Source organism: Ornithinibacillus bavariensis, assembly GCF_050433565.1.
Lineage (GTDB): Bacteria > Bacillota > Bacilli > Bacillales > Amphibacillaceae > Ornithinibacillus > Ornithinibacillus bavariensis.
This window is the reverse complement of the sequence record NZ_JBNPWZ010000009.1, coordinates 1-21347: the sequence shown is the minus strand read 5'-3', so window position 1 is coordinate 21347 and position 21347 is coordinate 1. Positions and strand designations below refer to the sequence as shown.

The 21347-nt window shown below is 35.9% G+C and carries 24 protein-coding genes; 7 read left to right on the top strand and 17 right to left on the bottom strand.

The window, feature by feature from the left end; all coding sequences use genetic code 11:
* The first annotated feature begins 1 nt into the window (after position 1).
* Positions 2-616 carry a YhcN/YlaJ family sporulation lipoprotein gene (locus HNR27_RS14055; RefSeq protein ID WP_429340215.1) on the top strand — a complete coding sequence of 205 codons (615 nt, stop codon included), beginning with the start codon at positions 2-4 and terminating at the stop codon, positions 614-616.
* A gap of 109 nt (positions 617-725) precedes the next feature.
* On the opposite strand, the gene HNR27_RS14050 is transcribed toward HNR27_RS14055, so the two are convergent.
* Positions 726-974 carry a hypothetical protein gene (locus HNR27_RS14050; RefSeq protein WP_429340214.1) on the bottom strand — a complete coding sequence of 83 codons (249 nt, stop codon included), beginning with the start codon at positions 972-974 and terminating at the stop codon, positions 726-728.
* Positions 975-1083: 109 nt separating this feature from the next.
* Between HNR27_RS14050 and HNR27_RS14045 the strand changes: the two genes are divergently transcribed.
* Entirely contained in the window at positions 1084-1287 is a 204-nt protein-coding gene (locus tag HNR27_RS14045) for a YlaI family protein (RefSeq protein WP_212919518.1), read from the top strand.
* 119 nt (positions 1288-1406) lie between these two features.
* Here the strand turns inward: HNR27_RS14045 and HNR27_RS14040 are convergent, their stop codons facing one another.
* Positions 1407-1682 carry a hypothetical protein gene (locus tag HNR27_RS14040; protein ID WP_429340213.1) on the bottom strand — a complete coding sequence of 92 codons (276 nt, stop codon included), beginning with the start codon at positions 1680-1682 and terminating at the stop codon, positions 1407-1409.
* Between the two features lie 178 nt (positions 1683-1860).
* Entirely contained in the window at positions 1861-2184 is a 324-nt protein-coding gene (locus HNR27_RS14035; RefSeq protein WP_212919516.1) for a YlaH-like family protein, read from the bottom strand.
* Positions 2185-2329: 145 nt separating this feature from the next.
* Here HNR27_RS14035 and HNR27_RS14030 point away from each other — a divergent pair, with 145 nt between their 5' ends.
* Positions 2330-2506, top strand: coding sequence for a DUF5325 family protein (locus HNR27_RS14030; protein ID WP_212919515.1), 177 nt, complete (start codon positions 2330-2332; stop codon positions 2504-2506).
* Between the two features lie 6 nt (positions 2507-2512).
* Here HNR27_RS14030 and HNR27_RS14025 read toward each other — a convergent pair whose 3' ends face one another.
* Positions 2513-3322 (bottom strand): inositol monophosphatase family protein, encoded by an 810-nt coding sequence (locus tag HNR27_RS14025; protein WP_429340212.1) that lies wholly within the window; start codon positions 3320-3322, stop codon positions 2513-2515.
* Positions 3323-3459: 137 nt separating this feature from the next.
* Positions 3460-3660: a hypothetical protein gene (locus tag HNR27_RS14020; protein WP_306345292.1), complete on the bottom strand. Its 201-nt coding sequence runs from the start codon at positions 3658-3660 to the stop codon at positions 3460-3462.
* A gap of 204 nt (positions 3661-3864) precedes the next feature.
* Between HNR27_RS14020 and HNR27_RS14015 the strand changes: the two genes are divergently transcribed.
* Entirely contained in the window at positions 3865-4482 is a 618-nt protein-coding gene (locus HNR27_RS14015; protein WP_429340211.1) for a YktB family protein, read from the top strand.
* Between the two features lie 67 nt (positions 4483-4549).
* Here HNR27_RS14015 and HNR27_RS14010 read toward each other — a convergent pair whose 3' ends face one another.
* The 9 genes from HNR27_RS14010 to HNR27_RS13970 all read right to left on the bottom strand — a co-directional run bounded on the left by HNR27_RS14010 (position 4550) and on the right by HNR27_RS13970 (position 13013).
* Positions 4550-4816: a UPF0223 family protein gene (locus HNR27_RS14010; RefSeq protein WP_429340210.1), complete on the bottom strand. Its 267-nt coding sequence runs from the start codon at positions 4814-4816 to the stop codon at positions 4550-4552.
* On the bottom strand, positions 4813-5787 hold the full coding sequence (locus HNR27_RS14005) for an NAD(P)H-dependent flavin oxidoreductase (protein ID WP_429340209.1): 975 nt from the start codon (positions 5785-5787) through the stop codon (positions 4813-4815). Before HNR27_RS14005 ends, HNR27_RS14010 begins: the two co-directional genes overlap by 4 nt.
* Before the next feature lie 104 nt (positions 5788-5891).
* On the bottom strand, positions 5892-6008 hold the full coding sequence (locus tag HNR27_RS14000; RefSeq protein ID WP_429340208.1) for a GapA-binding peptide SR1P: 117 nt from the start codon (positions 6006-6008) through the stop codon (positions 5892-5894).
* A 133-nt stretch (positions 6009-6141) separates the two neighbouring features.
* Positions 6142-7047: a polysaccharide deacetylase family protein gene (locus tag HNR27_RS13995; protein WP_429340207.1), complete on the bottom strand. Its 906-nt coding sequence runs from the start codon at positions 7045-7047 to the stop codon at positions 6142-6144.
* Between the two features lie 162 nt (positions 7048-7209).
* On the bottom strand, positions 7210-8616 hold the full coding sequence (gene lpdA / locus HNR27_RS13990; RefSeq protein WP_429340206.1) for a dihydrolipoyl dehydrogenase: 1407 nt from the start codon (positions 8614-8616) through the stop codon (positions 7210-7212).
* Between the two features lie 5 nt (positions 8617-8621).
* Positions 8622-9893, bottom strand: a complete 1272-nt coding sequence (locus HNR27_RS13985) for a dihydrolipoamide acetyltransferase family protein (RefSeq protein ID WP_429340205.1) — start codon at positions 9891-9893, stop codon at positions 8622-8624.
* Between the two features lie 21 nt (positions 9894-9914).
* On the bottom strand, positions 9915-10892 hold the full coding sequence (locus HNR27_RS13980) for an alpha-ketoacid dehydrogenase subunit beta (RefSeq protein ID WP_212919505.1): 978 nt from the start codon (positions 10890-10892) through the stop codon (positions 9915-9917).
* A gap of 3 nt (positions 10893-10895) precedes the next feature.
* A complete protein-coding gene (gene pdhA, locus HNR27_RS13975) occupies positions 10896-11939 on the bottom strand; it encodes a pyruvate dehydrogenase (acetyl-transferring) E1 component subunit alpha (RefSeq protein WP_429340270.1) in 1044 nt (347 codons plus the stop codon).
* Positions 11940-12350: 411 nt separating this feature from the next.
* Complete coding sequence (locus HNR27_RS13970; RefSeq protein WP_429340204.1) at positions 12351-13013, bottom strand: YkyA family protein; 663 nt, start codon at positions 13011-13013, stop codon at positions 12351-12353.
* Positions 13014-13224: 211 nt separating this feature from the next.
* Here HNR27_RS13970 and def point away from each other — a divergent pair, with 211 nt between their 5' ends.
* From def to rnjA, 3 genes are all read left to right on the top strand, one after another.
* Entirely contained in the window at positions 13225-13776 is a 552-nt protein-coding gene (def, locus tag HNR27_RS13965; RefSeq protein WP_429340203.1) for a peptide deformylase, read from the top strand.
* Between the two features lie 835 nt (positions 13777-14611).
* Positions 14612-14821 carry a DNA-dependent RNA polymerase subunit epsilon gene (locus HNR27_RS13960; protein ID WP_212919502.1) on the top strand — a complete coding sequence of 70 codons (210 nt, stop codon included), beginning with the start codon at positions 14612-14614 and terminating at the stop codon, positions 14819-14821.
* Between the two features lie 3 nt (positions 14822-14824).
* On the top strand, positions 14825-16492 hold the full coding sequence (gene rnjA / locus HNR27_RS13955) for a ribonuclease J1 (protein WP_212919501.1): 1668 nt from the start codon (positions 14825-14827) through the stop codon (positions 16490-16492).
* A 102-nt stretch (positions 16493-16594) separates the two neighbouring features.
* Here rnjA and HNR27_RS13950 read toward each other — a convergent pair whose 3' ends face one another.
* The 3 genes from HNR27_RS13950 to HNR27_RS13940 all read right to left on the bottom strand — a co-directional run bounded on the left by HNR27_RS13950 (position 16595) and on the right by HNR27_RS13940 (position 21116).
* Complete coding sequence (locus HNR27_RS13950; protein ID WP_212919500.1) at positions 16595-17260, bottom strand: potassium channel family protein; 666 nt, start codon at positions 17258-17260, stop codon at positions 16595-16597.
* Between the two features lie 252 nt (positions 17261-17512).
* Positions 17513-19354: an ABC transporter ATP-binding protein gene (locus HNR27_RS13945; RefSeq protein ID WP_429340202.1), complete on the bottom strand. Its 1842-nt coding sequence runs from the start codon at positions 19352-19354 to the stop codon at positions 17513-17515.
* A 13-nt stretch (positions 19355-19367) separates the two neighbouring features.
* Positions 19368-21116: an ABC transporter ATP-binding protein gene (locus HNR27_RS13940; RefSeq protein ID WP_429340201.1), complete on the bottom strand. Its 1749-nt coding sequence runs from the start codon at positions 21114-21116 to the stop codon at positions 19368-19370.
* Positions 21117-21347: the final 231 nt, after the last annotated feature.

Below are 21347 nucleotides of genomic sequence, written 5' to 3'. Positions count from 1 at the left end.
AATGTTAGTTAAAAAAGCTATCTTAGTCCTTAGTTTACTGTTACTATTCGGCTGTCAGCAAAATAATGCAGACCGCGCCTTACCATCCGAAAAACAGGATCCTAACAATAGAATTGTAAATGTCAAAAATTCTTCACCTGTCCAAGATCAAAACTATTCGAATCAACAAATTGCCAATCACTTAGCAAGTGTTGCAGGTGAGGTACCTCAAGTAAACGATGCAGTAGCAATTGTAGTCGGCCCTTATGCAGTTGTTGGAATTGATGTGGATAAAGACTTAGACCGTTCTAGAGTTGGTACGATTAAGTACTCTGTTATAGAGGCATTACAGCACGATCGCTATGGTAGAACTGCTGTCGTAGTAGCAGACGCGGATATCACACAACGAATTCGTAATATGAATGATAAGATAAGGCAAGGCTACCCAATTCAAGGTGTTGTTGATGAAGTTGCCGCAATCGTTGGTCGATATATGCCTGATTTTCCAATGCCAGAAGATCAACCTGCTGAGCCTAATCAGAACAAGAAGATACTTGATGACAATAATGAGGAACAACAAATGGATGACATTATTGATGAACAATCAAAGAATAACCATGATAAGCGTAAGGATTAAAAGTGATGTTTCAGTAGACCTTATGGCTAAATATTTCCTATTTTTCTCATAAGAATTCTTTATTAAACAGAAATGAGGTTGTCTTAAGATGAGACAACCTCATTTTCTTTTATTCATTAGCCTTTAACTCATTATAATATTGAACACCAAATTGAGAACCTTCAGAAACCATTTTCGCATTTTCTAATTGTTCAAGTTCTAAATCATCTACTTGATCAGGCTTACCTGCATGAAGTAGAGTTAAATCCTCATCCATTTCCATATCAATTGAATTAGACTGGCTTTTAAGCTGCCTCGCCCCTAGTATAAATCCCGCAATACCTGCTCCTAATGCTGAAATAACATAGCCTTTCTTCATATTATCACCCTTTCTACCTTTATCTTAATGTACCTCTCTTTAACAGAAAATAAACATATCTTCATTAGATATGATATAGTAAAAGTATATTTAGATTTGAGGTGGTAAGATGCAAGTAAAGTGTACACTATGTGATACAGTGGAAAATATAGAAGATTATTCCTTACAAGCTAAACGATTGAGAAACCGTAGAATATATATGTATTTATGTAACAATTGCTATGAAAGAGTTAAGGATAATACGTTAAAACGTCATGCTACAGGAAAGTTCCGTTTATATGAAGAGAAAAAAAAGGAAGACGAGTTAATATAAAAGGCTGTTTTAATATGAATTGTGGTTTTAGGACTGGGTTTATATAATGGGAATAGGAAGTTCATCGTTATCCACGTAAAAACGAACTCCTTCAAGAGTTCGTTTTTACGTAATAGTTATTAGCCTTCCATTTTTAAAGCATCAACATATTGTTTAGCTTCTATCAAGGATAGACCTAATGTTTCTCTAGCTCTTTTTACTGCTTTTACATCTTTTCCTTCATTCAATAGTTGTTTCAATTCGTTATCTAATGCGTTATTAGGCACATCAGCTTGTTTAGAAATTTTGTCTAAGGTATATTTCAAACCTTTGACACGACTATTAAGTTTAACGACTTCATTTAGTAAATATAGAACAATAAATAGTATCAATAATTCAGCAAAATTAATTTCCACGAAAATGCCTCCTGCAAAATGACCTATTTCATTATTTAGTAGATAATAATCCTATTCGATCTGAATATTCCATATTCAAAAACTCATTAAAATGCAACAATCTTTTAGAAAACAGCCACAAAATAATAATGGGGTCTATACCAAATTAATTCAGAAATAGACCCCGGTTCAAATTTTATTATGAAGCAGTCTTCCCATTTTTGGCTTTTCGTTGTAAATGTAAACGAATTCGATAAATGGCAAGAACGACACAGATTACGAATAGACTTTCTGTTAGTGGAAGAGGCTCACCCGCTAAAACAGCTGGCCACACAATAAACAATAAATAAAGCACCAGAATTCCTAGCGCCAGTAAAATATATACAATAACTGATTTTAATATTGGTAGTTTTTTAGCAAAACCCAATTTATATGCTATTGCAGCTAATACGAGATTTGTTATGTATAATATCGTGAATAAGTTCTCAACACCATAGTTCTCCATTACAAAATTATAAACCATATAAATAAATCCTCCATTAGATGTATTCCAGTTTAACTATACTAAATTTCATATAATCACGCTAGTATGAGGTGTGGAATTAATATTTTGTCCTATCAAATTAGATACGATATACTTAATATGTATACAGTAAGGGGTGACACGAATGAAACAGATAAACATTCCAGCTCTACTATTAGCAATGCTAGTCGTCCTAATGTTTATAGGAGTTGGTTTTGCGATTGCTCTTCGTAGTATTTTGCTTATTCTTTTATTTATCGTACTTGGTTTTTCCATCATGGGCAGTGGATTGGCTTTGAAAAAACGAAAAGTGACTCGCTAAGGTGAGTCACTTTCTTCCTTTTTTTATAAAATCTTCTAAAATTCTCTTATGGACCTCAGGATGTCCTGTAAAAACAGAATCTCTCTTTAAAATATCTAAGACATTCCCATCAAGATTGGTTGATACCCCTCCGACTTCATTTACCAAAATCATTCCTGCGGCAATATCCCAAGGCGATAAACTCATCGTTAAATAGCCCTCTAAAACTCCTTCAGCTACATAGGCAAACTCAAGTGCTGCTGAACCATAGGTTCTCGATCCACGAGCAGTCTGAACTAATTCTTGCATAACCCTTTCATCTACTAGAGGATTCTCACATAACCATAAATGAGTTAATCCAACGATAGATTCCTCTAAAACCACTCCTGATTTTAGAGGTGGTAATTTTTGTCCATTTTTATAAGCACCTTCACCACGTGTTGCTGTGTAAAGAATATCTTCCATAACATTATAAATAAGGCCAATTTCACCAATACCCTCATGATATATGCCAATAGAAATAGCAAAATTTCTTTTTTGTTGAACAAAATTCATCGTCCCGTCTATCGGGTCAATAATCCAAATTGTTCCGTCCACTGTTTGGATATTATCACCAAATCCCTCTTCTGATAACAATAAATGGTTTGGATATTTACTTTTTATCTTATTGACAAAATATTCTTCTGTGCTTCTGTCTACTGAAGTTACAAGATCATTTGAGTTAGACTTAGACCCGATCTCCATTGGTTCATTTATTTTATTGCGAATAATATTACCTGCCTCTAAAATCCAACTTTTAGCAGTGTTAAATATTTCTTCCCGAACTAACTTATCCATCCGAAAGCCTCCAATTAATCTCTACTCTTATACAATAGTATCAGAATATTGGAAGCGAGTATACATGAGAGCCTTATCACAAAAATTCAGAAAAAAGCTCAAAGTAAGTGTTGAAACCTACCTTGAGATAGAAACTATTAATTATCCTGTAAAACCATCAATTGCTTACGAAGCGTTTTTAATCTTTCTTTTGATTTTATAATTTGAACGGTATCATTGGCTTGTAAGGCATCATATAGGGTTAATAATTCATAATCAATTTCCATACGAAGGACTGGTAGTCTTTCTTTTTCTTCTAAACGTCTTACCTCTTCTAATAAATATTTCAACCATTCCACACCCTTTCAAGTAGCTGGTTTTGAAAAAACACTATGTTGTCCATGTTTTTATGAACATTCTCTTTGTTTTCTTTATATATATGTATTTTTATCGGGATTCGTTCAAAAAACATTTTGTTTTTCAAACGGTATACTTGACTTATTTAAGTTAATTTGTTCATAATAATTAATATAATTAGCTTAAATAAGAAGGGTTGTTTTTGAATGGGAAGTACTGGTTTTACTAAAAGCGATTTTGATACTTTTAAAATAGATGGATTAGATGCAAGAATGGAGGCAATTCAAACTAACATTCAGCCAAAGTTTCGTGAAATAGGCTATGAATTAGTTGACTTTTTATCTACAAGACTTGGTAATGAAGTATATTTACATATAGCCAAGCATGCTAGAAGAACTGTTAATCCTCCGAAGGATACATGGTTGGCAATTTCGAATAATAAACGTGGCTATAAAAAGCACCCACATTTTCAGGTAGGTTTATTTGATGATCACCTATTTATTTGGTTGGCTTGTATTTATGAATTAGATTTCAAACAAGCAATCGCCAAAGAATTCTTAAAAAGCTATACCCAAATTAAAAAGTTACCAGCTGACTTTGTCATCTCCTTTGATCATATGAAAAAAGATGCGATTTCTCTTGGCGAATTAGAAAAGAAACATTTAGAACGTTTCCGTGGTGTGAAAAAAGCGGAATTCCTTATCGGTAGGAGACTATTACCAAACAATCCTATTGTCTCGGATGGTGAAGCTTTAGTTAAACTGGTTAAAGAAACTTATGAACTATTGATACCATTTTATCAAAAAGCACTACAAGTAAGATAGAAAATGATTAACAAAGGGTCTTAAACCAAATGTTATCCATTGGCTATAGACCCTTTCTATTCTAAAATTACATTTTTATCTTATGTCTGTCCTCTTCCTTTACCTTCTTCATAACTTGATATCCGGAATAGCCTGATTCCCTTTCAAATTCAGTAAATAGTCTCTTCTCTTCACTCTTCGATGGAACGACTTCTTTAAATTTCCGGTAACCTGCTAATAAAATATCCCTCTCAATCCCGGATTCATAGGCTCTTTCAACTAAAGTAAAAAACTGTACGACAATAATTATTTCATCCTTTGACCAACTCGTGTCAAAAGGGTAATTGTAACTCAATCTAGAGCACCTCCATCTTTCCATTTATTTTTAATCTCTTCTGCTTCTTTTATCATTCCATCTATTAATTCCTGTACTGTCGGAATATCATGGATACTGACAATTCCTTGACCAGCCCAACCAAATCCGTTTTCAGGGTTACCATCATGAATATAGTTTTTATTGGCAGCTCCACTTATATAATCCCGTAAAACGTCATATCCTCCATCTTGTTTCTCAAGCTCTAAAATTTTCTCTGTCCAGCTATTTTTAAGTGCACGTGCTGGAGCACCTAGTGAGCGTTTAATTACAACTGTCTCATTATCGTCCGCATTTACAATTGCATCTTTGTATATAGGGTGTGCATGGACACACTCCTTTGTAGCAATAAATCTTGTTCCCATCTCTACTCCCTCTGCACCTAGAGCAAGAGCTGCCATTAATCCTCTACCATCGGTGATTCCACCGGATGCAATAACTGGGATAGACACATTATCTACTACTTGTGGCGTTAGAACTACTGTCCCTGTATCGGCTCGTCCTAAATGTCCTCCCCCCTCATGTCCAACAACGATTACTGCATCAGCACCTAGCTCCTCTGCTTTCATTGCCTGACGTTTAGCGGCAACTAAGACCATCGTTTTAATGGGGTGATCTCTAATCATATCGAATACACCTTTAGGATTTCCACCTGTCACAGACATAACTGGAACTTTTTCCTCAATTACTACCTCTATCATATCTTCAAATGGACGATTATGCTGTCCTATTGCAAAGTTTACACCAAACGGGTTATTCGTTAATTCTCTAACACGGTTTATTTCACTTCGTAGGCTATCTGGATTTTCCAGGCTCATTGCAGTTATCTGTCCTAAACCTCCTGCATTAGAAACAGCAGCAGCTAGATCAGCATAAGCCAGATGTGCTAAACCTCCTTGGATTATTGGATATTGAATATTAAACAATTCCGTGATTCGTGTATTCCAGCCCATATTCATTCCTCCATCATACTATGTATATCCATCCTATCATGCCCCTGGATTCACGACAAAACAAATGGCTGCAAAAGTTTGCAGCCAAATGAATGATAGATTATTTATTTTTGCATTTTTTTCGTTTCACAATCAGGACATGTTCCGTAAAGAACGACAACCTTCTCATTTTCATAATGCTCAATTGTTTGCTGACATGTTTGACAAATAATTGTACCCACTATTCCCAGCTCCCTCAATATAGTGTATAACACTTATTAACATAATAGTATAATACATTTACAACATTTCACATAATTAGTATAACATAATTAATAAAAAAAGTACCAGTGTTTTTTCACTGGTACTTTTTTGTTAATCAGAAATCGTTTCGATTAAATGCGGATCAACCATCTCGTAGCCTTGTTCACGTAACCCTACAACAATATCTCTTAGTGCCTCACTTGTCCATTTTCTGTCATGCATTAATAAATTTGCACCAGGCTTTAATAATGAGTATGGTACATCTACCTCGGGTCCCTCACCTGTAACCATAGCCTTGGTTAATTTTTCTTTATCCATATACGGCTTGAAATAATCATAACCATATGACCAATTCATTAATACCATCTTTTCTTCCTTGACAAGATTCTTGGAAAAATCAGTATTAGCACCATTTGGTGCTCGAAAGAATTTCGGGCGTTCTCCAATAATTTCTTCTACCATGTCATTTACACGCATAATTTCATTCTTCTGTTCCTCTTCCGTTAAATCTGGTAAGAATGCATGAGAATATGTATGATTTCCAATAATAAATCCCATATCATGAATTTCTTTCAATATTTCTTTGTTTTCAGGGGTTTCTAGAAAATGGCCATTTACAAAAAATATTGCCCCTGCATCCAGGTCCTTTAATGTTCTAGCCATTTCTAATGCATACTTATCTGGTGCATCATCAATAGTCAGTAGAACAATTTTTTCATTTATTCCTTCTTTAATCGGGGTAATCGACCAATTATCTGCGATACGATACGCTGCTTCAACTGCTCCCCCCATTTCCTTATCATTATTTGCTTCCTCATGATTTGAAGCTTCTTGATCTGCGCCTTTATTATTCTCGGTATTTTCAGCTAAATTACTATCTTTATTCGAATTACTAATTTGTTCTTTCGGTTCATCTTTTATTTGACTATCTTTCGTTTCTTTACTTTGATTCGAATTACTGCATGCTACCAAAGACACCATCAGTAGCACGGAAAATAAGATAAAGATTTTTTTCATGACGAATCCTCCTGTTGTATTTTATTACTTGTCCAATACAAGTTTAATCGACAAGACAAAAGAATACAATATCCGAAAATATTTTGATTCTCACCAAAATCCACAAAAAAAAGAGTAATGTATCCCTTAAAGAATACATTACTCTGATAAATGCGATTTAAATTAAAGCATGTGGATTGGTGTTCCTAATGCTACTTCAGCTGCTTCCATGGTTATTTCACCAAGTGTTGGGTGAGCATGAATAGTTAATGCGATATCTTCAGCAGTCATACCAGATTCTACTGCTAATCCGATTTCTGAGATCATATCACTTGCATTAGGACCAGCAATTTGACCACCAAGAACAAGTCCATCCTCTTTACGAGTTACTAATTTTAAGAAGCCATCTGTTGCATTAAGTGAAAGAGCACGACCATTTGCACCGAATGGGAATTTTGCTACTTTTACATTGTATCCTGCATCTTTTGCTTCTTGTTCCGTCATACCTACTGTAGCAAGTTCAGGTTCAACGAAAGCTACTGCTGGCATACCGATATAATCAACTTCAGATTTTTCTCCGCTGATAGCTTCTGCAGCAACCTTACCTTCATAAGATGCTTTATGAGCTAATGGAGCACCTGCCACAACATCCCCAATTGCATAAATATTAGGTACATTAGTGCGGCATTGCTTATCTACTTTAATTAAACCTCTTTCATCGACCTCAATACCTACTTGTTCTAAACCAATCTCTCTTGTATTTGGACGACGACCAACTGTAACCAATACGTAATCCGCTTCAACTGTCTCTTCTTTACCAGCAACTTCATAGGTTACTTTCACACCGTCTTTTGTTTCTTCGACGCCTTTAGCCAATGCTTCAGTAATAATTGTTGCACCTTTCTTCTTAAGGCCCTTCTTAACTAATTGAGTCATTTGTTTTTCAAAGCCACCAAGGATATCTTTCGCACCCTCTAAGAAGATAACTTCAGTACCAAAATTAGCATATGCAGTACCTAGCTCAGCACCAATGAATCCTGTGCCGATTACTACTAGCTTTTTAGGAACTTCTTTAAGATCAAGAGCAGCTGTAGAATCTAATACGCGCTCAGAGAACTTAAATGTAGGAATTTCAATTGGTGATGAACCTGTTGCGATAATGCAGTTTTTAAATGTGTATGTTTGAGAAGTCTTCTCATCCATAACTTTTACAGTATTTCCATCAACAAAATATACTTCACCTTTAACGATGTCGACTTTATTCCCTTTTAATAAGCTCTCAACACCGGAAGTTAGTTTATTAACAACGGATGCTTTCCATTCTTGTACTTTAGAGAAATCAACAGTTACATTTTCGGTTTTAATACCAATTGCTTCACTGCCATGAGCTCTCTCTACTGAATGTCCAGCTTCGATTAATGCTTTTGATGGAATACAACCAATATTTAGGCACACGCCACCTAAAGCTCCTTTATCCACGATAGTTACTTTTTGACCTAATTGTGCGGCACGAATAGCAGCTACATATCCCCCAGGGCCTGCACCGACAACAAGTGTGTCTAGTTCAATTGGAAAATCTCCTACTACCATAATCCTTACGCCTCCATCATAATTAATTGTGGATCATTTAATAAACGCTTGATTTGATTTAAGGCAAGCTGAGCAGTTGCACCATCAACAATACGGTGATCAAAGCTCAATGAAACTGCAAGTACAGGAGCAATCACAATTTCTCCATCACGAACAATTGGTTTTTCGGCAATACGTCCGATTCCTAATATTGCAGCTTCTGGATAGTTGATAACTGGTGTGAACCATTGTCCACCCGCAGAACCGATATTAGAAATTGTACTTGAAGCACCTTTCATCTCATCTGGTGCTAGTTTACCACTTCTAGCTTTATCTGCCAATTCATTAATTTCTTGTGAAATAGCAAAAATTGATTTACGGTCTGCGTTCTTAACTACAGGAACAAGTAACCCTTTATCTGTATCTGCAGCAATACCAATGTTATAGTAATGTTTTTGCACAATTTCTTCTGTAGCATCATCAATGGAAGCATTTAGTATAGGATATTGTTTCAATGCAGAAACAATAGCTTTAACAACATAAGGTAGGTAAGTTAATTTAATACCTTGATCTAATGCAGTCTGCTTAAATTTCTTACGATGCGCAACTAATGCTGTTACATCTACTTCATCCATCAAAGTAACATGTGGTGCTTTTGATTTTGAGTTAACCATTGCTCTCGCAATAGCTTTGCGAATTGGGCTCATTTTCTCACGTGTTTCTGGGAAGTTACCTTCTAAAACAGGTGTTTTTGCTGGTGCTGTATCTTGAGCTGCAGGTTCTGCATCTGCCCTTTCTACCACTGGTTGACCACCGTTTACGAAGCTATCAATATCTTCTTTCGTGATACGGCCATTATTTCCAGTACCTGTTACTAGCTTAATGTTCACATCATTTTCACGAGCATATTTGCGCACAGAAGGCATCGCTATAACACGCTTATTCTCATCTACATCTGTAGTTTGTTGAACAGCCTGTGGAGCTTCTGCTTTTGGAGCTTCTTCTTTTACTGCTTCATTCTTCTCAGCAGCAGGTTCTTCACTTTCTGTACTTTCATAGCCTTCAGCATCAAAAGAAATAAGAGTGTCGCCAACTACTGCAACTTCTCCTTCTTTCACAAAAATCTTCGTAACTGTTCCTTCTACTGGAGAAGGGATTTCAACGACAGCCTTATCGTTTTGTACTTCACAAAGCACATCATCTTCTTTAACCGTGTCGCCCTCTTTAACCATCCATGAAACAATCTCACCTTCATGGATTCCTTCACCGATATCCGGTAATTTAAATTCAAAAGCCATTAGAAAAGCCTCCTATCAAAGTTAGAAATTCATTACAGTGTTTACTTTTTCTATGATGTCATTATAATTAGGTAACCAAACGTTTTCCGCTTCAGAGAATGGATATACTGTGTCTGGTGCAGTAACACGTAATACTGGAGCTTCTAAATGTAAGATTGCTCTTTCTTGAATTTCAGAAACAACATTTGCAGCAATACCAGCTTGTCGTTGTGCTTCTTGAACAACTACGACACGATTTGTTTTCTTAACGGATTCCAAAATAGTATCAATATCAATAGGTGAAACAGTACGTAAATCGATAACCTCTACATCAACACCGTTTTTCTCAAGCTCTTCAGCTGCCTTTAGTGATGCATGTACCATAGCACCATATGTTACGATGGTTACATCTTTACCTTCACGCTTAACGTCTGCTTTACCAAGTTCAATTGTATATTCGCCTTCTGGAACCTCTCCACGGAATGAACGATATAATTTCATATGCTCAAGGAAAATAACTGGATCATTATCACGAATTGAAGAAATTAGTAACCCTTTTGCATCATATGGAGTAGATGGAATAACTACTTTTAATCCTGGTTGCTGTGCTACTAATCCTTCTAAGGAGTCAGCATGCAATTCTGGAGTATGCACACCTCCACCAAATGGTGAACGTACTGTAATAGGTGCATTTTTTGTGCCTCCAGAACGATAGCGCATACGAGCCATTTGACCACTGATTGAGTCAATTACTTCATATACGAAGCCAAAGAATTGAATCTCAGGAACAGGGCGATAGCCTTCTAAAGCAAGTCCAATTGCTAGACCACCAATTCCAGACTCTGCTAATGGCGTGTCAAATACACGATCTTCCCCGAATTCTTTTTGAAGGCCTTCTGTAGCACGGAATACACCGCCGTTTTGGCCGACATCTTCACCAAACACTAGCACATTTTCATCATTTTTTAATTCTGTGCGTAGTGCATCAGTGATTGCTTGAATCATTGTCATTTGTGCCATTGTTTATTTCGACTCCTTTGCTTTGTACTCTTCCATTTGTTCTTGTAAATTCTGTGGAAGTGTTTCAAACATATTAGAAATTAAATCAGTAACTTTTTGCTTTGGATATTGATCCGCTTTTTTGATTGCTTCTTTAATATCCTCTTTTGCTTGTTCAATTACTTTGTTTTCGTCTTCTTCTGTCCATAGTTTCTTGCTTTCTAGGAATTTACGGAAACGAACTAGAGGATCTTTTTTCTCCCATTCAGAGTCAAGATCTTGAGAACGGTAACGTGTTGGATCATCTCCTGACATTGTATGAGGACCATAACGATAGGTCATCGTTTCAATTAACATTGGACCTTCACCAGCAATTGCACGTTCTCTTGCATATTTAGTTGCAGCGTAAACAGCAAGTACGTCCATACCATCAACTTGAATTCCTTCAATTCCAGCAGCAATTGCTTTTTGTGCTAGAGTTTTAGCTGCAGTTTGTTTTTCTCTTGGTACAGAGATAGCAAATCCGTTATTCTGAACGATAAAAATGTTATTAGCACCATATGCTCCTGCGAAGTTCATTCCTTCGTAGAAATCACCTTGTGATGTACCTCCATCACCAGTGTACGTAATCGCTACTGATTTCTTACCACGCATTTTCAGACCTAAACCAACACCAGCAGCTTGCACATATTGTGCACCAATAATAATTTGTGGAGGAAGTGCATTCATACCCTCTGGCATTTGATTTCCATGAAAATGTCCTTTTGAAAATAAGAATGCTTGGTATAATGGTAATCCGTGCCAGATTAATTGTGGAACGTCACGGTATCCAGGCAGTATATAGTCTTCTTTTTCTAATGCAAAATGACTACCCAATTGAGATGCCTCTTGACCAGCAGTTGGTGCATAGAAACCAAGACGACCTTGTCTGTTTAATGCGATAGAACGTTGATCAAGCACGCGAGTATATACCATTCTCTTCATTAATTCTCTTAATTCATCATCTGACAAATCAGGCATGTCATCCTTATTGACAATTTTCCCATCTTCATTAAGAATCTGGAACATTTCGAACTGACTTTCAACACTTTCTAAAACGTGTTTCAAAATAGTTCACCTCTTCCTTTCTTTCATCCTTTTGAAATAATCTTTACTATCCTTCCCCAAAACAAGGAAAATCTGTACCGATTTGCTATTATTTGTGTCTTATTTACGTCAGTAAGGTTCATACGATGGAAAGGAACACAAACTGTTACATTTTTCTCGCAAAAAAAACTGGTACAATATATTGAATACAAATAAAGTTTAGCTCAACTAATTCCATTCGGTCAACTACTTTGACTTACATTTCTTGATATGTTGGCATACTCCCTCATTCATCATTATCCAACTGTTATAGTTGATTGTATATTTTGTACTAAAACACCATAAAAAAAGACGCTGTCACATAATAAAATTATGATGTCAGCATCTTTTCACCTACTTATTCTCTACATACTTTACATTTATATTGGCAATCTTATAAAAATCTTTCTTTAATTCGTTGTATTTCGTTGTAAGCTCATTGAATGAATCATTGGCATTAATAACTTCCTGGTATTTAACATTTAATTTTTCGATATGTGCCTGCAAATCCTCTTGTTGTAGATCTTCTATTTGCAGCATTTCATATAATTCTTTTTCCAAGTCTATGGATTCATTGTACACCTTATTCAGAGTCTGATAAGCATCATAGCGCTTTTCCATCGTGTCATATAGGGTTGTCGCTTCTTTTTTAACCTCTGTATCCTTTAGTTTATCAATGACGTCCTTCGTTTTCTCAAATTCTTCCTTTGCTTGATCTAAGCTTTCTTTCTCTAATTTGATCTTCTCAGAACGCTTGTCAATAGAAGTAATTGCTTCCTGTGATAATTGCTTAATTTTATCTAGTTCATCAATACCAAGTTCAATAATTTCTTTGTAAATATCTTGTTCTTTCTTCTCCAATCCTGCTATCTCGTCTTGTTGCTTTTTAAATCCATCTTCCAGGTGAACAGCTTCTTCTAGATGGTTATAAATTTGTGTTTCAGGACTATCTCCACACCCTACTAGGAATAGTAGGATTCCAAAGCATATGATGAAAAATGATTTCGATATTTTCACCTTTGATGATCCCCCTCTTGCCTGCTGCAATTGCTAGATTATATTACTGTCATTTAGTATATCATAAAAATAGCTATCTGGATTTATATTTTAATAGCTTGCTCATGGTAAATTTATGCCAGAAGCACAAAATATATGATAAACTATTTAGTTGATTGCACAATGTATATTCGGTAAGAATATGATATAAAAAAGAGATGGAGTGAAATAAATGCTTACAATGGATGATGTTGTTCGAGAAGGACATCCTTCCTTAAGAGAAGTGGCCAAGGAAGTGGCGTTACCCCCAACAGAAGAAGAAACTAATTTATTAAAAGATATGCTTGAGTTTCTTATAAATAGTCAAGATGAAAAGGTATGTGCAAAATATAATCTTCGGCCTGGTGTAGGACTAGCTGCTCCTCAACTCGGTATATCAAAGAGAATGATTGCAGTTCATTTTGAAGATTCAAATGGGAAACTTTATAGCTATGGCCTATTCAATCCTAAAATAGTTAGTCATTCCGTTGAAAAGGCATATTTATCGGTTGGTGAAGGCTGTCTATCTGTGGATAGGAATGTAGAAGGGTTTGTACCTAGACATGCACGAATAACTGTGAAGGCGACAGATATAGAGGGAAATCAGTTAAAACTTCGATTAAAGGATTATGCTGCAATCGTTTTTCAGCATGAAATTGATCATTTAAACGGTGTTATGTTCTATGACCATATCAATCAACAAAACCCATTTGCTATACCAGAAAATTCAAAAGCAATTGATTAGCTTTCCAGCAACAGTCCCCCCTAACTGTTGTCCTTTTATTATATACCTAGTTCCATTTATACTTATGTCATGAGGCAAGTATCCGACATTTTTTTTAGTTTACATGCTATGTATAGAATTTCAGGAAATGAAGAGAATACTCATTAGATACTAGCCCTTATTACCTAGCAAAATTGGGAAGCTTTTCATTTACTGTCAACCGTTTGAATAATATTTTTAAGGAAATTGTTTATTTCTATTTCCAATTTTTTAATTCCATACTATACTATAAGTACAAGGGATTGGACGGTAGAACTTGATAGTGCTTTTCTTTAACCTTCCTGAAAGGAGTGTATGTCCTTATGTTGCGTCGCCTAAAAGAAAAGCTTAAGAAGCGTTGGAGAGATTTTTTAGGCCGGGGACGTGTACCGACAACTTTTAAAGAATAAGCAAAATTAATGGCAGGTAGTATAAACAATAGCCAATCTACCGATAATGAAAATCTGACATTTGTAACCTGCCATTTTGTAAAGTTCCAAAATATTACCATAGGAATAGTAAACGGAAACGGATGCGGAATTATAAAAATAGTTAAGTTATCATTTAAGATTATTTATTAAAATGAATTGAACATATCTCTATGTATGGTCGAAAACTAGACGATAGGATATGTTACATAGAAATACTTAACAAGGATTAAATAGTTTTATTTTCGTACATTGACATCAGTATTAGAAAATAGAAAAAACGTTCATCATGCTTTATGTGAACAAAATAAATACATTTGTACAGGAAAAGTAGATTTACATTCTTTTCTGGCAAAAAGTTTTTTGAAGAGAGAGACAGGAGAGATAACATGATATTCAAAGTAATTTACCAAGAGTCCTCATATGAGGTACCTATTCGTGAGCGTTCTAAGTCGCTCTATCTAGAAGCCGAATCACAAAAAGATGTACGTAAAAAATTAAGTGATCGCGGATACAACATCGAATTAATCCAACCATTAGATGAAGCACATTTGGAATACGAAAAGCAATCTGAAGACTTTAAATTGGAGAACGTGTAAGTTATGAAATTTGTAAAAAATGATCAAGCAGCGGTATTTGCACTTGGCGGACTCGGTGAAATTGGTAAAAATACGTATGGTGTTCAATTCCAAGACGAAATTATTTTAATTGATGCAGGGATAAAATTCCCTGAGGATGAGCTTCTTGGTATTGATTATGTTATTCCAGATTATACGTATATCATCCAAAACCAAGACAAAGTCAAGGGACTATTTGTAACTCATGGACATGAAGATCATATCGGTGGTATTCCCTATTTACTTCGTGAAGTAAATATTCCAATTTATGCTGGCAAGCTTGCAATAGGTTTAATTCGAAACAAATTAGAAGAACATGGATTATTAAGAAATGCAAAATTAATTACAATTCAAGAAGATGATGTCATTAAATTCCGTAAAACTTCCGTAAGCTTTTTCCGTACTACGCACAGTATTCCTGATTCCTATGGGATTGTTATTAAAACACCTCCAGGTAATATTGTTCATACAGGGGATTTTAAATTTGATTTTACCCCTGTTGGAGATCCTGCGAACTTAACAAAAATGGCTGAAATAGGTAAAGAAGGCGTACTCTGCCTACTATCTGATAGCACGAATAGTGAGGTACCTGGCTTCACCATGTCTGAGAAGGTTGTCGGAGAAAATATTAAAGATATATTCAGCCGTGTTACCGGTAGAATTATCTTTGCTACTTTCGCTTCCAATATCTACCGACTTCAGCAGATGGTAGAAGCAGCGGTTGCAACAAATCGTAAAGTAGCCGTGTTTGGACGTAGCATGGAATCTGCCATTACACTTGGTCAAGAACTTGGATACATCCAAGCACCTAAGGACACATTCATCGATGCGAACGAAATTAATAGACTTCCTGCAAATGAAGTAACCATTCTCTGTACCGGATCCCAAGGTGAGCCGATGGCAGCTTTATCAAGAATTGCAAATGGTACACATAGGCAAATTCAAATTATACCAGGCGACACAGTTGTATTCTCTTCCTCACCAATCCCAGGGAATACGATAAGTGTTGGAAAGACTATTAATTTGCTTTATCGTGCTGGAGCAGAAGTAATTCATGGTAAACTTAATGACATCCATACCTCTGGACATGGAAGTCAGGAAGAACAAAAATTAATGCTGCGACTAATGAAACCAAAATTCTTTTTACCAATTCACGGTGAATATCGCATGATCGTAGAACATACAAAACTTGCTGAAATGTGTGGGATAGATTTAGAGAATTCCTTTGTTATGGATAATGGGGATGTATTAGCTCTAAGTAAAGATAGTGCCCAAGTAGCTGGTAAAATTCCTTCTGGCTCTGTCTATGTAGATGGAAGTGGAATAGGTGATATCGGAAATATCGTATTACGAGATCGACGAATCCTTTCTGAAGAAGGCTTGGTTATCGTAGTAGTAAGTATAAACATGAAGGAATTCAAAATCGCAGCTGGTCCTGATATTATTTCTCGAGGATTTGTATATATGCGTGAATCAGAGGACATGATTAACGAAGCACAGAAGTTGGTCTCAGCTCATTTAAATAAAGTAATGGAGCGTAAAACAACCCAGTGGTCGGAAATTAAAAATGAAATTACCGATACCATTGCACCATTCCTATATGAAAAAACAAAGCGCAGACCTATGATTTTACCAATCATTATGGAAGTATAAAAAAAGGAAGTATCCGAAATCGAAACGGATACTTCCTTTTAATTTTCTTTACTACCGTACACGGTTATATAGAAATTTTATGGCAAAACAAGCTCTAAATTCTTATTCATCTATGACTAGTTGTCTTTCAAATCTAGCAATATCTTTATCTGCTCCGACAACTATTAAAATATCCCCTATTTTAAGAATGTCTTCAGGGGTTGGTGATACATTAATGTGATTACCCTGCTTAATAGCAACAACCGTACAACCATATTTTGCACGAATGTCAAGTCCTATAATTGATTTACCAATCATTTTCTTCCCTGCTTTTACCTCTACAATACTGTGCTCATCGGATAGTTCTAAGTAGTCAACTATATTATTAGACATAATACTATGGGCTATTCTTCTTCCCATATCTCGTTCAGGATGTACTACTTGATGGGCACCGATTTTATGCAGGATTTTTGCATGATAATCATTTTGAGCTTTAACAGTAATTTTTTCAACTCCGAGTTCTGTAAGCACTACAGTGGTTAGAATACTTGCCTGTATATTATCTCCAATTGCCACAATAACGTGATCGAAGTTTTTAATTCCTAGCTCTTTCAAAGTAGTTTCATCGGTAGAATCCGCAATCACTGCATGAGATGCAATGTTCTTATATTGATTAACACGTTCTTCATCTCGGTCAATTGCTAATACTTCCATACCCTCTTTACTTAACTCCTGACAAATACTCCCCCCAAATCTGCCTAAGCCAATAACAGCAAACTCTTTTTTCATACTTGTTCCTCCAAACCAAACGCACTTGTATCTATTACTTTAACAATTGAAATAGAAAAGTGCAAGATGCTCCTATGGAGATGTAGAACTAAAACTAGGGGATCCCGTTGCAAAAATCGTTGACATTTTTAATAACTTATCAAGAAGTTTGCAGATCAAATGTCGAATCAATGCTGTTCTAGTAACTTCCCCTATTACAATGTACAACATAAAAGAAGCAAATTTCCAAAGTAGAAAATTTGCTTCTTTTCACTAAATGGCATCCAACATTTGGAATTGGGAGCGTACTAATTCATAGTATTCACCCTTTTGTTCCATCAATTGCTCATGATTACCACTTTCCAATATCTTCCCTTGCTGCAATACAAAAATATTATCTGCCTCACGAATGGTGGAAAGCCTGTGAGCAATAATGATTGCCGTTCTTCCTTTCAGCAACGTCCGGAGTGCTGCTTGAATTTTTAATTCGGTTTCTGTATCAATACTTGCAGTAGCTTCGTCTAAAATGATGATACTCGGATTAGCAAGTAATGCTCGGGCAAAGGATAATAATTGTCTTTCCCCTGCAGACAGAATATTTCCTCTTTCTTCAACCTCGGTTTGATAACCTTTTGCTAACCGTGCAATAAAATCATCAGCCCCAACAACTCTTGCTGCTTCAATTACCTCTTCATCTGTTGCACTTGGATTACCAAATCGTATGTTATCCATAATAGTACCAGAGAAAATAAAGGTATCTTGTAAAACGACACTAATATGTTTTCGTAAGCTATTTAAGGATACATCACGTAAATTATGCCCATCAATCTTAACCTGACCTTTGGTTGGGTCATAAAATCTGCTAATTAAGTTGGCGATGGTTGATTTTCCACTACCTGTATGCCCAACTAATGCAATTGTCTGACCCGCCTTCATTTCTAGTGAAACCTCATGAAGGGCAATCCGGTTCTCATCATAGGAAAATTGAACATGGTCAAATTCGATATGTCCTTTCATCTCCTGATATTCATACGGATTTTCAACCTCATCCACATTAGGTTTTTCATCTAGGTATTCAAATATTCGTTCCGAGGAAGCCATAGCTACTAAGAGCTGATTATACATTTGACCCAAACGAGAAATAGGATCCCAGAACATACCTAGGAAAAACGCAAAGGATACGAAGGTACCTAGCTCAATCCCTCCATTAGAAGGGCCGAGAATGATAAGATGTGCCCCGAATACGATCAAAATGACTGTACCTATAGCATTACTCATTTCCACAAAGGGACGGAACATTGCACTTTTCTTCGTTGCACTAACCCAAGCATTGTACGTATCCGTATTTAATCCATTAAAAAACTCTGTATTTTCTTTTTCCTGAGTAAATGCCTGTGTAATACGAATTCCTTGGATACTTTCGTTAAGGTGGGAATTCATCCGAGATTGTTGTATCCGAACTTCTTGCCATGTCCTACGTATTTTTCTTCTTAGAACAGTAGTTACATAAAACATGAGTGGAATAACTACCATAACAGCTAAGGCTAATTTTGGACTTAGTGTAATTAAGATAGTTACAATTCCCAGTAATGTCGCAATATCCATTAAGAGATTGATTATCCCACTTGAGAATAGCTCCTGTAAAGAGTTTGTATCATTCATGATTCGAACTAGAATAGAACCAGCCGATTTGGAATCAAAGAAATTATTCGATAGCCCCTGAACATGGGTAAACAAATGCTGCCTCAAATCATATATAACATTTTGTCCTAATAAATTTACCCATTTTATTCGAAAATAGTTGGCGACATAGCTAAGTAAATAAAGAATACCAATCGTAATAACTAAGTATAGTAACAAAGTAGTATCTTTTTTAGCGATAGCGATATCAATTGCAGCTTTACCAATTAAGATAGGTATCGCTAAGCGAATTGCTGTTGACACGATCATCGCAATAATTGCACCTAATAAATAGGTTTTCGTATAAGGCTTTAAATAGTATAGTAATCGCCACATTTGCTTCCAGTTAAAGGGCTTCTCAATTGCTTGATCCACTGTATAATAAAATCGTTTTAAATGTCGTTTATTCTCTATTTGTGCTCCCTTGCTTGACATGCTTTTCCCCCCTTTAATTGACAGCATTCATAATGGCGTCATGGTCTTGATATTGGATACTATAAATTCGCTTATATACACCATTATTTGATAATAATTGTTCATGTGTACCACGTTCTACTACTTCCCCATCATCTAACACAATTATCTCATCAGCATGCTTTAAAGACGAGATACGGTGCGCAATGATAAATGACGTACGGTCTTTCATAACTTCTTTTAATGCCTTCTGTATCTGGAATTCCGTTTCCATATCTACTGCTGATGTTGCATCGTCAAGGACTAGAATACTAGGGTCAGTACATATAGCACGGGCAATTGCAATTCGTTGTTTCTGACCTCCGGATAACCCCATTCCTCTTTCCCCTAATAAGGTATCATAACCCTTTGGCATTTCCATGATAAAGTCATGGGCCTGTGCTCGTTTAGCTGCATCAACAATTTGTTCATCTGTAGCTTCTGGATTACCATAAGCAATATTTTCCTTAATTGTTGTTGAGAACAAGAAGGACTCTTGTAAAACGTAGCCAATGTGCTTCCTTAATGTCTTAATACTATAATCTGTTACTGGTCTTCCATCTACAAGTACATCACCGGCTTCTGGCTCATAAAACCTAGTAATTAATTGTGTGATACTAGTCTTACCTGATCCAGTTGCCCCTATTAAGCCAATTGTCTTACCTGGTGGTGCATCAAAGCTAATATTTTTAAGTGCGGAGTCATCATCTTTTGTATATGTGAGCGTAACATTGTGAAATGTAACATGCCCCTTAATCGGAGTAGTTATTGGATTATCCTTTTCAACAATATCTTCTTTTGCTTCTAAAATTTCTCTTAATCGTTCTCCAGAAGCTTTTGCTTGTGAGAACATATTCACCACATAACCAACATTCATTAATGGTCCCATGATATACCATACTAAACTAAAAAAGGCAACGAGCTCACCAAGTGCTAATGTCTCATCAATAACAAGGAATCCTCCATAAGCAAGCAACGCTACTGCACAAACATTCCCGATAAATTCCATAAGTGGGAAGAATTTCGCCCATAATTCCGATGTGCTAATATAGTTTTTTCGATAGTCATCATTACTGGTTGAAAACCTATCAATTTCAAAATCCTCACGTGATAAGGACTTCACTGTTTGCATCCCACTTATATTCTCTTGTACCCTTGTGTTTAGTTTTCCAAAAGACTTACGGATTCCGCGAAAGGCAGGATGGGCTCTCTTTTCAAACCTCATAACTACTATTATGAGGAATGGCATAGCAGCCATGGTAACCAATGTGAGTGGTATGGAATAATAAAACATAACACTTAAACTAATACCAATTAATAGAACAATCCGGATAAGTTCCGCAAAGCCAAACGATAGGAAGAAACGAAATCCTTCCACATCTGATGTTAATCGAGACATAATATCCCCGGTTTTTGCATTATCATAATACTTAAAAGACAATACCTGCAGCTTCTTATACAGTGCATCACGAACCTCATACACTGCACTGACTCCAAAAAGGTCACCTAAATATTGATGATAAAATGTAGCTATTCCTTTAATCAGCATTAGAACGACGAAGATGGATGAAATCCATGGAATTAAGTCATATCTCTCTTTTGCGACTACTTCGTCAATCGTTAACTGCAAAATTATCGGATACACAACCGTTATGACCGTTACAAAAAATAAAAAGAATAATGAAGCATAAAAATACTTTCTATAAGGCCAGTAAAACTCTATTAGCTTTTTAAATGTATCCATTCTAAATCCCCTCCCCCAAGAAGTATTTTCTATAACGTAATTACTAATATAGCGGTTTCCGAAATAAATTGCTACAACTTTTACTTTATTTTTTAAAAATTATTTCTAATTCATCAATAGAAAAAATTTAAACCATAATAATTATCCGCCCGTAAAACGGGCGGTTTTAGTTTCGCCCTATAAGGGCACTTTACCAACGTGGCCCCTAAAGGGGCTTTTTGAATTGACCGT

Excerpts from the sequence above, each read along its gene's own strand:
- HNR27_RS14055 (WP_429340215.1), top strand. The coding sequence starts at position 2 with ATGTTAGTTAAAAAAGCTATCTTAGTCCTTAGTTTACTGTTACTATTC.
- HNR27_RS14050 (WP_429340214.1), bottom strand. The coding sequence starts at position 974 with ATGAAGAAAGGCTATGTTATTTCAGCATTAGGAGCAGGTATTGCGGGA.
- HNR27_RS14045 (WP_212919518.1), top strand. The coding sequence starts at position 1,084 with ATGCAAGTAAAGTGTACACTATGTGATACAGTGGAAAATATAGAAGAT.
- HNR27_RS14035 (WP_212919516.1), bottom strand. The coding sequence starts at position 2,184 with ATGGTTTATAATTTTGTAATGGAGAACTATGGTGTTGAGAACTTATTC.
- HNR27_RS14030 (WP_212919515.1), top strand. The coding sequence starts at position 2,330 with ATGAAACAGATAAACATTCCAGCTCTACTATTAGCAATGCTAGTCGTC.
- HNR27_RS14025 (WP_429340212.1), bottom strand. The coding sequence starts at position 3,322 with ATGGATAAGTTAGTTCGGGAAGAAATATTTAACACTGCTAAAAGTTGG.
- HNR27_RS14015 (WP_429340211.1), top strand. The coding sequence starts at position 3,865 with ATGGGAAGTACTGGTTTTACTAAAAGCGATTTTGATACTTTTAAAATA.
- HNR27_RS14005 (WP_429340209.1), bottom strand. The coding sequence starts at position 5,787 with ATGGGCTGGAATACACGAATCACGGAATTGTTTAATATTCAATATCCA.
- HNR27_RS13995 (WP_429340207.1), bottom strand. The coding sequence starts at position 7,047 with ATGAAAAAAATCTTTATCTTATTTTCCGTGCTACTGATGGTGTCTTTG.
- lpdA (WP_429340206.1), bottom strand. The coding sequence starts at position 8,616 with ATGGTAGTAGGAGATTTTCCAATTGAACTAGACACACTTGTTGTCGGT.
- HNR27_RS13985 (WP_429340205.1), bottom strand. The coding sequence starts at position 9,893 with ATGGCTTTTGAATTTAAATTACCGGATATCGGTGAAGGAATCCATGAA.
- HNR27_RS13980 (WP_212919505.1), bottom strand. The coding sequence starts at position 10,892 with ATGGCACAAATGACAATGATTCAAGCAATCACTGATGCACTACGCACA.
- pdhA (WP_429340270.1), bottom strand. The coding sequence starts at position 11,939 with ATGTTCCAGATTCTTAATGAAGATGGGAAAATTGTCAATAAGGATGAC.
- def (WP_429340203.1), top strand. The coding sequence starts at position 13,225 with ATGCTTACAATGGATGATGTTGTTCGAGAAGGACATCCTTCCTTAAGA.
- HNR27_RS13960 (WP_212919502.1), top strand. The coding sequence starts at position 14,612 with ATGATATTCAAAGTAATTTACCAAGAGTCCTCATATGAGGTACCTATT.
- rnjA (WP_212919501.1), top strand. The coding sequence starts at position 14,825 with ATGAAATTTGTAAAAAATGATCAAGCAGCGGTATTTGCACTTGGCGGA.
- HNR27_RS13950 (WP_212919500.1), bottom strand. The coding sequence starts at position 17,260 with ATGAAAAAAGAGTTTGCTGTTATTGGCTTAGGCAGATTTGGGGGGAGT.
- HNR27_RS13945 (WP_429340202.1), bottom strand. The coding sequence starts at position 19,354 with ATGTCAAGCAAGGGAGCACAAATAGAGAATAAACGACATTTAAAACGA.
- HNR27_RS13940 (WP_429340201.1), bottom strand. The coding sequence starts at position 21,116 with ATGGATACATTTAAAAAGCTAATAGAGTTTTACTGGCCTTATAGAAAG.